Origin of the sequence: Lactobacillus kimbladii, assembly GCF_000970755.1 — a bacterium.
GTDB lineage: Bacteria > Bacillota > Bacilli > Lactobacillales > Lactobacillaceae > Lactobacillus > Lactobacillus kimbladii.
In genome coordinates, this window is the sequence record NZ_KQ034007.1 from 838,105 (window position 1) to 852,589 (window position 14,485).

Genomic DNA, 14,485 nt, shown 5'->3' on the forward strand with positions numbered 1-14,485 from the left:
TAAGAAATACTATGTTGCGGTTGGCAATGTCAATGGTACTACTAAACAATTGCAACATAATGCATACATTTACAATCAATATGGCAAACGTGTCAAAAAATACGGCAAGCCTAAAGTCGGTAAAGCAATTAGGACTTTTGGCAGCTTTGTTATGATTCGGGGCAAAAAATACTATATTATTGCCAAAAACCGTTTCGTCAAGGCAGCAAATTTCACCAGTGATAAGGGAAGTACTACTGTAAAGAAAGCAAAGGAAATTGCTGCAGTTGGTATAGCCGACCAAACTCAGGTAATTATCAATAAAAAGGTAATGCATAATGCTTATCTTTATGATGAAAACGGTGTTCGTGCAAACAGCTTGATAATAAATGCAGGTTCCACGATTGCTGTTTCAACTCAAAAAGTTATTAATAAGAGAGTATATTATGCACTTGAAAATGGCTTGTATATAGCTGCAGGAAATATCGATGCCAAGAAACTAAAATTGGAGCATAATGCCTATGTATACAGTAAATATGGTAATCGCCTAGGTAAGAAAGTACTGAAGAAGCATAAGTCTGTAAATACTTACGGAACAGCAGTCAGAATTAAAGGTAAAAAGTATTACACTTTAACTACCAGCGAATTTGTTAAAAAAGCAAATTTTAAGGGTTAGTTTAACTACCTGATAACAAGAAAAGTGCCACAATTGTTAAAAATTGTGGCACTTTTTGAATATTTTTATTATTTTAAACCATTTTTCTGCATTTCATGCAAAGTTTCGTATTGCTTTTTTAATCCTTTTTCAATTTTAGAATTGCCTTTAGGCTGAAAATATTGTTTTCCAACCAGATTATCTGGTAAATACTGTTGTGGCACCCAATCATTTGCAAAAGAGTGTGGGTAAATGTAGCCCTTGCCATGGCCTAGTTTTGTAGCACCAGAATAATGAGCATCTTTTAAGTCCGCTGGTATTGCACCGTAATCCTTGTTTTTTACATCTTGCAGGGCCGAATCAATGGCACTAATAGCGCTATTGCTCTTAGGCGACAAAGTAAGCTCAATTACTGCGTTAGCTAAGGGAATGCGTGCTTCTGGAAAGCCCAAATTTTTAGCAGCTTGGATGGCAATTTGTGTGTGCTGTACAGCAGCTGGATTTGCCAAACCGATATCTTCATAAGCAATCACACTTAATCGTCGACAAATTGCGACTAAATCTCCTGATTCAATTAATCTGGCCAAATAATGCAAAGATGCATCCGTATCAGAACCACGAATTGACTTTTGAAAAGCAGATACCAAGTCATAATGACCGTCACCTTTAGCGTCAAAGTTTTGACTACGTAACTGAATAGAGTTAGCCATTTCATCTTGATTAATAGTTATTTCATTTTCATCATTTTTACCAGCAGCAATCATTTCCTGTTTGGTTGAGCGCACTGCTAGTTCAAGTCCATTTAATGTGGCGCGTAAGTCACCGTTGCCTTTTTGCACTAATAATTCTCTGGCATCATTAGTTAATTTTACATGGTATTTCCCCAAACCATTCTTATCATCTTTAAGCGCACGATCAATCGCCTTGTTGACGTCTGCTTTTGCCAGTGGCTGTAGTTCAAAAATTTGACAGCGAGAACGAATAGCGGGGGAAATGGCAATATAGGGATTTTCGGTTGTCGCTCCAATCAAAATAATTTGTCCTGATTCTAAAAGTGGCAAGAGAAAATCCTGCTTTGTTTTATCTAACCGATGAATTTCATCCAGTAACAGTATGACAGTTCCACTTAGTTTTCCCTCAGCCGCTACTTGCTCTAATTGCTTTTTACTATCAGTAGCAGCATTAAGCTGGCGAAAGGCATATTTGGTGGAGCCGGCAATAGCACTAGCAATACTAGTTTTGCCGATGCCAGGGGGACCATAGAGAATCATCGAGGATAGCATTTTGGCTTCGACCATTCTCCGAATAATTTTTCCGGGACCAATTAAATGTTGTTGGCCAACAACTTCATTCAAATTTTGCGGTCTCATTCTATAAGCTAATGGCTTCATTTAATTGTCTCCGTGAAGAAGCCGGTGCCAAAAGCCAGCTTTTTTTTGATTTGTATCAGTAAGTTGAGCTTTAGGCATTTCTGGCGGATAAACCTGACTTATTTCAATGCGCATTTTGTTAATGGCGCTGGAAGCTACCACTAAGATTGCGGAATCATCAGGCCCAGTTTTTGCTGTCTCGTTATTAACAATGGTAAAAGAAGTTTCGTATTTGCTACAATAAGTTTCTACTTGATTAACAAAATTATCATGTAAATTACTGTTTATCAGGATATTGTAACCCGCGTAATCCTTGAAATGGCGTAAAAAAAGGTTGGTTAATTTGGGATCCTGCACTTCAGCATTGGTCATTCTCACTAAAACCCGTTCGCGAAGAGACCCTAAAAATCTTCTGCGTTCATCTGGTTTTGTCTGTGGCGTAATGCCTTGTGCAGCATTTGAAACTCTGGTATTTAAATCTTCAGTCATCTGTGAGATTTCCTTTCGGGTAGCAAAAACCCCTCTCCAAGTAGGAAAGGGGTTTTGTGAAAATGTAGAAATTAAAGTAACTTGTTGTAGTATTCAACAACTAGAGCTTCGTTAATTTCTGGTTCCATTTCATCACGTTCTGGAAGACGAACAAGTGAACCTTCTACTTTGTTCTCATCAAATGAAACAAAGGATGGACGGGATACAACTGCTTCCAGTGCATCCTTAACTTGCTGCAAGTTCTTTGACTTTTCCTTGAGGCCAATGGTTTGACCAACCTTGACTTCGTATGAAGGAATATCAACACGCTTGCCATCAACAGTAATGTGACCGTGGTTAACCAATTGTCTTGCTTGTTCTCTAGTAGTAGCAAAACCTAAACGGTAAACAATGCTGTCTAAACGGCATTCAAGCAAAGCCATGAAGTTAGTACCGTGTTCACCTTCACGAATCTTACCAGCACGTTTGAACAAAGTTCTAAATTGACGCTCGTTTAAACCATACATCCAACGTAACTTTTGCTTTTCGTGCAATTGCTCGCCGTATTCTGATAAGCGACCACGTGAATTAGGACCGTGTTGACCAGGAGCGTAGTTACGACGGCTAAGCTCTTTGCCAGTACCTGAAAGTGAGATTCCTAATCTTCTGGAACGTTTCCAACTTGGACCTGTATATCTTGACATAAAATCCTCCAATAAAATCTGATAACAGTTTTTGGAGTAAAATAATTACGTATAAGCTTAACATTCGTGCATCTTAATTTTCATTTTCGCCTATTGCAGCGTCGGTTACTCGTTCACTAAAACGTATTAAGATGTTGACGTTCTTGCCACTTATAGCTGCAAATATTTTACACGTTCTATATTATAGTTGTATTGACTTATTAAAGCAAGGAAAACATTGACTGCTTTAATTATTATAGGAAGAAAAAGAAAATTTGGTTTATAAAGACATATAAAAGTCAATATTTTGTTTAAAAGTAAGGTAGCATTTATCAATACTGCATATCAATTTTTATAGCATAATGAAATGTACTAGTTTAAAAAACTCTTGCCCACAATAATGTAGAAGTTTGGTATAATTGGAGTAGTTTTGGAGGAAAAATATGTCATCGACTCAATCCATAGTTGTAATCATTGCAATTTTAATCATTATTATAATTATAGCACTTATGATCATAGTCAATCGACGCCAATTAAGGCAGATCCTTGAATTGGACGATTTGATTACTAAAATTGATAAAATGCATTTAGAAACAGACATTATTAATCTGGATAAAATGGATTTAGCGGGTGAGAGTCTGACCACACTGACTACGTGGCGTAAAAGCTATGAGCAGGCAGCAACTAAAAAAATTCCTGCTGTACAGAATTTTCTGGAACAAGCTGCTGACCAAAACTCACACTATCAACTATTTACGGCCCACAAAAATATCAAACAGGCTCAGAAAATCATGGATTCAACCTACAAAGACGCTAAAAACACAAAGGAAGTTTTTACCGAATTACTTGAATCAAACCGTGAAAACCAAAAGCAGTATAGTGACTTATTCAATCAGTTTAAAGAATTGCGTAAAAGCGTTTTGGCCAATTCATATGAATACGGCAGTGCACTTGATAAAATTGAAACTAATTTGACTAATATGGAAAGTGACTTTTCTGAAGCTAAAAGTCTGACTGCTCAAGGAGACCAGGTTGAAGCAAAACGTATTTTGTCAAGGATTAAAGTAGCTTTGACGAATATCGGTTCAGTTTTACCTGAGGTTAGAAATGCGCGTCACCAAATTGATACTGTTTTTAAAGACCAACTGGATGAACTTTCTAATAGTTATAAAAAGATGATGTCTTCAAAATATTATATAACTCAAGTTGATGTTTTAGCCGAAATTAAAAAAATTCGCGGTCAAGTGGCTGATGCAGGCAAATTATTGACGGAATTAAAAGTATCCGATTTGAACACAGAAATCGCAAAAATCAAAAAAGAGATTGCTGCTCTTTACGATACTTTGGCTAATGAATATAAGGCAAGACCTTTTGTAGAAGAAAATCAGGACAAAATCCAGAGACTTCTTGCTCATGAACAAGTTGAATCCAAAAACTTGGTGGCCAAATTGCGTCATATTGATGAAAGTTATGAACTAACGCATAATGAGCTTGCTACCAGCAGGCAATTAGAGCAGGAAGTCAATGACATGGAGCGGCAATATACGGTTGACACGCAGAATGTTGCTGATGGTAAGGGCGTTTATTCGCAAATTAAGTCATCGTGGTTAAGCATGCTTGACCGTTTACGTGAAATTAGCAATCAGCAAAAGACAATGGCGCAAGATGTCGATGGCCTTTATGATTCAGAAAATGTTGCTAATGATTCAATCAATCGTTTTAAACAAGAGGTGTCTCTAGTTTACCGGCGTCTAGAACGTAAAAATTTGCCGGGTAATCCCGATGCCTTTGTTCAAATGTATACACTAGTTGTTAATGAAATCGGCCATGTAGCAAAAGAATTGAGTCAAGTTCGTCTGAACATGGAAAAAATTTCGCAAGAATTAATTCAAATTTCTGATGATGTTGAAAGACTAAAACGAGAAGCAGATGACATCATCAATTCTGCTGATTTGGTGCAACTAACCTTGCAATATTCAAATAAATATTCTGATAATGGTTCAATTCAAAATGCGCAGAAAAAGGCCATGGACCTTTATGAGCGAGACTATAATTATAAGGATGCGCTTGATACCATAGCAACTGCTATTGAAAAAGTGGAACCGGGTTCGTACCAGCGTTTAGAAAATTTATATTATTCTGATAAGAAAAATAATGACTAAATATTATTAATTTTTGTTGAAAAATTTCAGCTTTAAAATTTGTAAATGATTTTAAGGCTTTTTTATTGCTAATGAATAAATAATTGAAGCTGAGTTTATTTTAAGTTACAATTTATAAGTTAATAGCTGACCTTGTAGTGTATTGGAGGAGAATGTCCGTGATTTACTTTGATAACAGCGCCACAACTAAAATTGATCCTGCTGTTTTAGCGACTTATGATAAAGTAGCACAAACTATTTGGGGTAATCCATCTAGTTTACATAAATTGGGAGACCGTGCTTACCAACTTTTAGAAAGCTCGCGTAAACAGATTGCTAATCTTTTGGGTACAAAACAAGATGAAATTTTCTTTACTTCCGGTGGCACTGAGTCAAACAATTGGGCGATAAAAGGCACAGCGTTTCAAAAACGGCAATTTGGCAAGCATCTCATTACCTCGAGTGTTGAACATGCTTCTGTCGCTAATGCTTTTAATGCTTTGGAATACATCGGCTTTCGCGTAACTCACTTGCCAGTTGATAAAGAAGGGCGTGTTAATGTCAATGATTTGCGCAATGCTCTTGATTCTGACACCACATTAGTTTCAATAATGGGTGTCAATAATGAGATTGGTTCAATCCAGCCAATTGCTGAAATTAGCGATTTACTGACTAACTATCCCACTGTGAGCTTTCACGTTGATAATGTCCAGGCTCTGGGTAAAAATATTTGGTCACGAGTTTTTACTCCTCGTGTTGATTTCTCTAGCCTTTCCGCCCATAAATTTCACGCACCAAGAGGTACTGGTGTCCTTTATAAAAAAGAAGGCAAGATGCTGGATCCTCTACATGATGGCGGGGGACAGGAAAAAGGTCTTAGATCTGGCACGGAAAATTTGCCGGCGATAGCAGGAATGGCTAAGGCTGTACGCTTACTTTTAGAAAATGAGCAGGAAAAAGCTGCAAGAGAGGCTGCTATTAAGGAAAAAATAGTAAATTATTTGCAGGACAAGCCTGGTATAACTATATTTTCCCCTGTCAATGACAATTTTGCGCCTCATATTTTATGTTTTGCACTTGAAGGCATTAGGGGAGAAACTTTAGTCCATACGCTTGAAGAATATGACATTTATACTTCCACTACTTCCGCATGCTCCTCGACAAAAGTTGATCAAGCCAGCACATTAGTAGCAATGCATGTTGATGATAAAATTGCCACTAGTGCAATTCGTCTCAGTTTTGATGAATCCAATACGCTTGATGAAGCCGATGAGTTTATAAGAGTTTTTGACAAAATTTACCGTCATTTTGCCCCAATTAATCATTTAGGAGAATAGATTTTTTATGAAATATACTGAAATAATGGTGCGTTACGGTGAGCTTTCAACAAAAGGAAAGAACCGGAAAGATTTTATCGGTCGCTTAGCCGGTAACGTTACTAAAGTGCTGCGTGAATTTCCACAGGTTGAAATTCACCCACGCCATGATCGCATGCATATTGTTTTAAACGATGCACCTTTTGAAGAGGTCGATCAACGCTTAAAAAAGGTTTTCGGCATACAAACTTATTCACCAACTATTAAAGTGGAAAAAACGCTGGCAGAAATTGAAAAAACTGCGCTTGCTTTAATGAAAGAAACTTTTAAAAAGGGAATGACTTTCAAGGTTAACACTAAGCGCAGTGACCATCAGTTTTTATATGATACTAATGAATTGAATAAAATGGTTGGTGACTACCTTTTTTCACACATGGATGATCTAAAGGTAGAAATGAAACATCCTGACATTGTGCTCAGAATTGAAGTGCGTAAAGATGCAGTTTACATTTCTAACCAGCTGCTTCATGGCGCTGGGGGAATGCCAGTTGGTACTGGTGGTCGAGCTGTCATGATGCTATCTGGAGGCATTGATTCGCCAGTGGCTTCCTATCTTGCCCTAAAACGTGGTGTTGATATTGATATGGTGCATTTTTACAGCCCACCATATACTACCGAAAAAGCTTTGAATAAAGCTAAAGAATTAACCGGTATTTTGGCTAATTATGCTGGTAAAATAAATTTTATTGCAGTACCGTTTGCAGAAATTCAGGAAACCATTAAGGAAAAAATTCCCGAGGGCTACTTGATGACTGTGCAAAGAAGATTCATGTTACAGCTAGCTGATAAAATTAGAGCTAAAAGAAGAGGATTGGCTATTTTTAATGGTGAGTCTGTTGGGCAAGTCGCTTCACAAACTTTAGAGTCAATGGCGGCAATTAACGATGTAACCACTACACCGGTCATCAGACCAGTTGCTACAATGGATAAAACCGAAATCATTAAATTAGCAGAAGAAATTGGAACATTTGATTTATCTATTCAACCATTCGAAGATTGCTGCACCATTTTTGCACCTCCTCGTCCAAAAACAAAACCAAAAATTGAAAAAGCACGTGAATTTGAAAATCGCCTTGATGTAGATGGCTTAATTGAACGTGCACTGGCGGGCATACAAGTGACTTCGATTTATCCAAATGATAAGTTTTTAGCAGATAAAGCAGAAGAAGATGCTTCACTACTTTAAAAAGTATGTTATAATACGCCCAAAGCAATAATTGAGAGGTATTAACCTTATAGATAGAGAAAGGCTCGTTGATGGTGAAAAGCCGAATGAAGGTTAATTGGTAGCTCGATTGGACTGGTTGGCTGAACTGAGAGTAAGCTAATCCGGCAAAATCTGCCGTTATCATTTTTAAGAGAAGCAGAATTTTATTCTGCTTAACCTTAGGTGGTACCGCGGTTAATTACATCGTCCTAGACATTTTGTCTAGGACTTTTTTATTGGGAGGAGAATTATGACAGATTTAGCACCAAAATACGACCCCAAAGAGGTCGAACAAGGCAGATATCAAAAGTGGCTTGATCAAGACCTGTTTAAGCCATCTGGGGATAAGAAAGCGCATCCATACTCTATAGTTATTCCGCCACCAAATGTTACTGGCAAACTGCACTTAGGTCATGCCTGGGATACTGCAATTCAAGATACATTAATTCGACTTAAAAGAATGCAGGGTTATGATACTTTGTATCTTCCAGGGATGGATCATGCTGGAATTGCTACGCAAGCTAAAGTTGAAGCTAAATTACGCAAACAAGGCAAAGACCGACATGAAATGGGTCGTGAAGCTTTTGTTAAGCAAGTATGGGACTGGAAAGATGAATACGCTGCTATTATCAAGAGTCAATGGGCCAAGCTTGGTCTGTCTCTTGACTATTCCAGGGAGAGATTTACTCTAGATAAAGGCCTATCTAAGGCAGTTCGCCGCGTTTTTGTGCAACTATATAATGAAGGTCTAATTTACCGTGGTGAATATATTATTAATTGGGATCCTGAGCTGCAAACAGCTTTAAGTGACATTGAAGTTATTCACCAAGACGATAAAGGTGCTTTTTACCATATTAAATATCCGTTTGCTGATGGTTCCGGTTTTGTTGAGATTGCTACTACTCGTCCTGAGACAATGTTCGGTGATACTGCCGTTGCTGTGGCACCTGGAGATGAACGCTATAAAGATATAGTGGGCAAGGAACTGATTTTGCCAATAGTTGGACGTCATATTCCGATTATTGAGGACCAACACGTTGATCCAGAGTTTGGTACTGGTTTGGTAAAAATAACTCCTGCTCACGATCCTAACGACTTCTTGGTAGGCAATCGTCATAATTTAAAACGGATCAATGTAATGAATGACGACGGCACTATGAACGAAAATGCCGGTAAGTATGAAGGCATGGACCGTTTTGCCTGCCGTGAAGCATTGGTTAAAGATTTAAAGGAGCAAGGCTACTTAATTAAAGTTAAGCCGATTGTCCACTCAGTTGGCCACTCGGAACGTTCTGGTGTTCAAGTTGAACCACGTCTGTCAACTCAATGGTTTGTTAAGATGAAACCACTGGCAGATAAAGTTTTAGAAAATCAAAAAACTGCGGGCAAAGTCAATTTTGTACCCAAGAGGTTTGAACAAACTTTAAATCATTGGATGGAAGATGTTCATGACTGGGTAATTTCACGTCAATTATGGTGGGGACACAGGATTCCAGCTTGGTATAACAAGAAGACTGGCGAAATTTATGTTGACGAAGAAGCACCAAAAGACATTGAAAATTGGAAACAGGACCCAGATGTTCTAGATACCTGGTTTTCAAGTGCTTTATGGCCATTTTCAACATTAGGCTGGCCTGATGAAGATTCTGCTGATTTCAAACGCTATTTCCCAACCAATGCCCTAGTTACCGGTTATGATATTATCTTCTTCTGGGTTTCACGGATGATTTTCCAGAGTCTGCATTTTACCCACAAGAGACCATTTAATGATGTTGTTCTTCACGGTTTGATTCGTGATGAACAAGGTCGCAAGATGAGTAAATCTCTGGGTAACGGTGTTGATCCAATGGACGTTATTGATCAATATGGTGCAGATGCTTTACGCTGGTTCTTGCTCAATGGTACAGCTCCTGGACAGGATACACGTTATAATCCTAAGCAATTGGCATCTGCATGGAACTTCATTAATAAGATTTGGAATGCTGCCAGATTTGTGATTATGAATTTACCAGAAGCTGCAAAAGCAGCTCATATGCCTGATACCAGCAAGTTTGATCTGTCAGACAGCTGGATTTTTGACCGCTTAAATCACACTGTAAGTGAAGTAATTCGTTTATTTGATGATTATCAATTTGGTGAAGCTGGGCGCGAACTTTATAACTTTATCTGGAATGATTTCTGCGACTGGTATATCGAAATGGCCAAAGTTGCTCTCAATGGTTCAGATGAAGAACTGAAGACTAGAAAACAAGAGAATTTAATTTGGATTCTTGATCAAATTTTACGTTTGTTGCACCCAATTATGCCATTTGTGACTGAAAAGCTGTGGCTGTCAATGCCTCATGAAGGCAAATCAATCATGGTTGCGAAGTACCCTACACTTCATGATGAATTTGTTAATGACAGAGCGCGGCGCGATATGGCTTTCTTGATCGAAATTATTAAAGCTGTACGTAATATTCGAATGGAAGTTAATGCACCACTTTCTTCACCGATTGATATTATGATTCAATTAGAAGACAGCAATAATGAACGGATTTTGACCGAAAATGAAGAATATGTCAAGAATTTCTTGCACCCCAAGAATTTGACCATTGCAACTGATGTTACAGCACCGAAATTGGCTAAAACTGCTGTGATTGCAGGAGCACAAATTTTTGTCCCACTAGCCGATTTAGTCAATATTGATGACGAAATCAAGCGCATGACAAAAGAGGAGAAAGATCTGCAAGCTGAAGTTGAACGCTCAACCAAAAAACTGAATAATCAAGGCTTTGTAGCTCACGCACCAGAGGTGGTAATTAATAAGGAAAAAGCTAAAAAGGCAGATTATGAAAACCAACTTCAAAACGTTCAGGAAAGAATTCAAGAATTAAAGAAGAGTGAATAATGTGACTTTTACTAAAGCTCAAGATGTGATTAATTATTTATATTCACTTCCTAAATTACATGAAAAAGCGGATTTATCTTACATAAAAAAAGTGCTGACTTTTTTGGATAATCCGCAAGATAAAGTTAAAACAGTTCACGTCACGGGCACTAATGGTAAAGGATCTACTTCTTACTATTTAAGTAGTTTGCTGCAAAAGGCCGGTCAGAAGACTGGCCTTTTTGTTTCGCCATATGTGTTCGAATTTAACGAACGTATTCAATTAAATGGGCAAAATATTAGTGACCAAAACTTAGTTGAGATTGCAAATCAAATTGAGCTTATTTTGGCAAAAATTCGTAGAGAAAATCCTGCTTTTTCTTTAGTGACTTTTGAATATGAAGTGGTCATGGCTTTTCTCTATTTTGCAAGAGAAAAATGTGACTATGCTGTCATAGAAGTTGGCATAGGTGGTGAACATGACAAGACAAATGTGATCATGCCTGAAGTCAGTGTGATTACAACAGTTGGATTAGATCATGAAAAAATTATAGGACCTACACTTCAGGATATTGCGCGTGAAAAAAGTGGGGTGATTAAGAAAAATCGTCCTGTGATTATCGGTAATGTTCCTAAAGAGGTGTTGCCTATAATTCAGCAAAAAGCGCAAGAGGAAAATGCACCGCTTATACAATTGGGGAAAGATTTTAAAATTATCCCAAATGAAAGCTTAACTTTGAAAACTAAATCCCAAAAATTGTCTTTTTTACCTAAGCCTATTGTTGAAGGTTACGATGTAGGCGTTGCAGTTGAGGCCTTCAGCATGTTAGGTTTGCCGCTATCTCAAAATAATATTATCGACTCAATTAATCGGACCGTTGTTCCTGGTCGCTATCAAGTACTGCAAAATAATCCCTTGATAGTTCTTGATGGCGCACATAATATTCAAGCAGTGCAAAACCTGCTTAATTATGCTCATTGTGAACAAAAGAGAAGGCAGGGCCAAGTTAGAATTTTGATCATGATGATGAAAGACAAAGATATCGCGCAGGTGTTTGACCTATTTCATGCTACTGATGAAGTCTACTTAACTACAATAGATTATCCGCGTGCAGCTAAGAAAAAAGATTTTCCCCAATGGATTCAGGAAAAATATCAATATATGTCTGATTGGCAAGCAGCTTACCAGAATTTGAAGCAGAAGAGCCAGACAAATGATATACTGCTAGTAACAGGATCTTTTTATTTAGTTGGTAATATTTTACAAATGGAGACGAAAAATGCGGGTTCAAGGTATTGAAGATGAAATTAAGGGAATTTTACTTGATATGGATGGATTGCTCGTCAATTCTGAAAATTTATACTGGGAAGCCAATATTCAGGCAGCAAAAGAAGCAGATTTAGGTACTCCTGATGATATCTATCTTAAATTGGTCGGCTCGACAACTACTGATATGGACGATTTTTATCTGAAATACTTTAAGAATAAGGAGCAACGGGACCAATTTATTAAGCGTACGGATGACTTGGTCTGGCAGTGGACTGAAGAGGGTAAACTAAAATTGCGTCCTGGAGTGCAAAAAGCTCTTGATCTTTTTCAAAAAGCTGGTTTGCCGATGGCAGTGGTTACTAGTAATACAGAAGATGTGGTAGAGCATAACTTGTGGGCAACTGGCAGCCGCAATTATTTTCAATTTCACCTCAATTACGACGATGTTAAAAAGAATAACGTTAAGCCTAAACCAGCTCCAGATATTTATCTTTTGGCTGCTAAAAAATTGCAGGTCCCTCAAAATAATATTTTAGCTTTCGAGGATTCTTCTCCCGGATTGCTTGCTGCCGTTAATGCCAACTTGAAGTGCGTAATGGTGCCTGATTTAATTCCAGCAAGTAAAAAAGATTACCAGAATGCTGTATTTGTCTGCCAAGATTTTTATCAATTTCTGAAAAAGGTTTGTTAGTTTTCCACGTATTTAATAGTGAAAGGAAGGGTTTTATGGAATTGATAAAATCTAATCACTATTTAATGAAAACTGACTGGGAAATGTTAAGCAGCTTGGTTGATGAATTGAAAGAACATGGTATAGAGAAGTTTGATGAACTTTTTGCAAAACTGACAGAGCTAAAGATCAAAAATTTTAATGACTTGCTTAAATATATTTCTGGCAGTCAATGTGATAATAATTTAGCTGTTCTTTGTGAGGGACTGTTTGAAAGACTAAGATCGGCGGTTCCCGATCGTGAACTCATTATGACATCAAGCGATGAAGTCGGTACTTATCTGTTGGACAAATTAGCAGGACGTAAACAAGAAGAACTTTGGGCAGTTTATATTGATAACAGCAATCACATTGTTGCTGAAAAAAGATTATTTCAAGGAACTTTGGATAAATCTATTGCTCACCCTCGAGAAATTTTTCGCTGGGCGGTAATTTATGCTTGTGCTGGCTTTTTTGTGGTTCATAATCATCCAAGTGGCAATTTAATTCCCTCAAAAAGTGATATTGAACTCACCAAAATGCTCTTTGCAGCTTCTGAATTATTTCATATTGACTTTCTTGATCATTTTATTGTGGGAAAGGGAAAATATTTGAGTTTGCGTGAACGGCAATTATTTTAAATTCATCTTAAAGTTACATTTCATTTTCTTTTTTAAGTTGCACTTTATGCTATAATTATTCAAGATTTAGAGACTGCAATAATTAAGGAGAGATTTACGTGTTTGGATTAGGAGCAAAAAATATTGGCATCGATTTAGGGACGGCCAATACTCTTGTTTATATGGAAGGCAAAGGAATTGTCTTAAGAGAGCCTTCTGTGGTGGCTAAAAACACCCATACTGGAAAAGTAATTGCGGTAGGGTCAGAAGCAAGAGAAATGATCGGAAGGACGCCGGAAAGCATAGTGGCTATCAGGCCAATGAAAGATGGTGTAATTGCCGATTATGATACAACTGCCTCTATGCTTAAGTATTTTATAGAAAAGACTGTAGGCAACTCCAAACCTTCAGCTATGATTTGTGTACCTTCAGGTGTAACTGAAGTAGAAAAACGGGCTGTTATTGATGCAGCTCGGGTAGCTGGAGCACGTGAAGCCTTTGTAATAGAAGAACCATTTGCAGCCGCTATTGGAGCTGGATTGCCAGTAATGGATCCTACTGGTTCAATGGTCGTGGACATTGGTGGTGGTACTACTGATGTCGCTACTATTTCACTTGGTGGCATTGTATCATCTACATCAATTCGCCAAGCCGGTGATAAGTTTAATACTGCAATTGTGAATTATGTACATTCCAATTTTAATCTTTTAATTGGTGAAAGAACGGCCGAAGACATTAAAATCCAAATTGGTTCCGCTTCGGTTGAAAAAGCAGAAGGCATTGAAGCTGTCAATATTCGGGGACGTGATTTGGTTACAGGATTACCAAAATCAGTCGATGTTAAAGCAGTTGATGTCTCAAAGGCAATTCAAGATGTTGTTCAAGATATTATTGTTGCTATCAAAGAAACTTTAGAACAAACTTCTCCTGAAATTGCAGCAGATGTAATTGATCATGGAATTGTGCTAACTGGTGGTGGTGCTTTACTAAAGAATTTGCCTGATGTTATTTCCGAAGCTACTAAAGTTCCAGTATTTATAGCTCAGGATCCACTAGATTGTGTTGCAGTCGGTACAGGTGAGTCTCTGAAAAATATTGAAGTAATGCGTAAAAGTCGCAGATAATACAAAAAGTCGGC

Annotated in this window: 12 protein-coding genes; 9 read left to right on the forward strand and 3 right to left on the reverse strand. The window is 37.7% G+C overall.

Going from position 1 to position 14,485, the window contains the following annotated elements; genetic code table 11:
- A partial coding sequence (locus JF75_RS10580) for an SLAP domain-containing protein (RefSeq protein ID WP_046331996.1) occupies positions 1 to 655 on the forward strand: 655 nt, incomplete at its 5' end.
- Positions 656 to 723: 68 nt separating this feature from the next.
- On the opposite strand, the gene JF75_RS04345 is transcribed toward JF75_RS10580, so the two are convergent.
- The 3 genes from JF75_RS04345 to rpsD form a co-directional block, all read right to left on the reverse strand.
- Complete coding sequence (locus tag JF75_RS04345; protein ID WP_046331997.1) at positions 724 to 2,025, reverse strand: replication-associated recombination protein A; 1,302 nt, start codon at positions 2,023 to 2,025, stop codon at positions 724 to 726.
- Positions 2,026 to 2,493: a YueI family protein gene (locus tag JF75_RS04350; protein ID WP_046331998.1), complete on the reverse strand. Its 468-nt coding sequence runs from the start codon at positions 2,491 to 2,493 to the stop codon at positions 2,026 to 2,028.
- A 71-nt stretch (positions 2,494 to 2,564) separates the two neighbouring features.
- Entirely contained in the window at positions 2,565 to 3,176 is a 612-nt protein-coding gene (gene rpsD, locus JF75_RS04355) for a 30S ribosomal protein S4 (protein WP_045927978.1), read from the reverse strand.
- Positions 3,177 to 3,598: 422 nt separating this feature from the next.
- Between rpsD and ezrA the strand changes: the two genes are divergently transcribed.
- The 8 genes from ezrA (at position 3,599) to JF75_RS04395 (ending at position 14,471) form a co-directional block, all read left to right on the forward strand.
- Entirely contained in the window at positions 3,599 to 5,317 is a 1,719-nt protein-coding gene (gene ezrA / locus JF75_RS04360; protein ID WP_046331999.1) for a septation ring formation regulator EzrA, read from the forward strand.
- Between the two features lie 158 nt (positions 5,318 to 5,475).
- Positions 5,476 to 6,633 carry a cysteine desulfurase family protein gene (locus JF75_RS04365; RefSeq protein ID WP_046332000.1) on the forward strand — a complete coding sequence of 386 codons (1,158 nt, stop codon included), beginning with the start codon at positions 5,476 to 5,478 and terminating at the stop codon, positions 6,631 to 6,633.
- A gap of 7 nt (positions 6,634 to 6,640) precedes the next feature.
- Entirely contained in the window at positions 6,641 to 7,858 is a 1,218-nt protein-coding gene (gene thiI, locus JF75_RS04370; protein ID WP_046332001.1) for a tRNA uracil 4-sulfurtransferase ThiI, read from the forward strand.
- Between the two features lie 271 nt (positions 7,859 to 8,129).
- Positions 8,130 to 10,769, forward strand: a complete 2,640-nt coding sequence (locus tag JF75_RS04375; RefSeq protein ID WP_046332002.1) for a valine--tRNA ligase — start codon at positions 8,130 to 8,132, stop codon at positions 10,767 to 10,769.
- A 1-nt stretch (position 10,770) separates the two neighbouring features.
- On the forward strand, positions 10,771 to 12,048 hold the full coding sequence (locus JF75_RS04380) for a bifunctional folylpolyglutamate synthase/dihydrofolate synthase (protein WP_046332003.1): 1,278 nt from the start codon (positions 10,771 to 10,773) through the stop codon (positions 12,046 to 12,048).
- The gene (locus JF75_RS04385) at positions 12,029 to 12,709 is read left to right on the forward strand and encodes an HAD family hydrolase (protein ID WP_046332004.1); all 681 of its coding nucleotides are present in this window, start codon (positions 12,029 to 12,031) and stop codon (positions 12,707 to 12,709) included. Before JF75_RS04380 ends, JF75_RS04385 begins: the two co-directional genes overlap by 20 nt.
- Positions 12,710 to 12,744: 35 nt before the next feature.
- A complete protein-coding gene (locus tag JF75_RS04390) occupies positions 12,745 to 13,368 on the forward strand; it encodes a JAB domain-containing protein (protein ID WP_046332005.1) in 624 nt (207 codons plus the stop codon).
- A gap of 98 nt (positions 13,369 to 13,466) precedes the next feature.
- Positions 13,467 to 14,471 carry a rod shape-determining protein gene (locus tag JF75_RS04395; protein ID WP_046332006.1) on the forward strand — a complete coding sequence of 335 codons (1,005 nt, stop codon included), beginning with the start codon at positions 13,467 to 13,469 and terminating at the stop codon, positions 14,469 to 14,471.
- Positions 14,472 to 14,485: the final 14 nt, after the last annotated feature.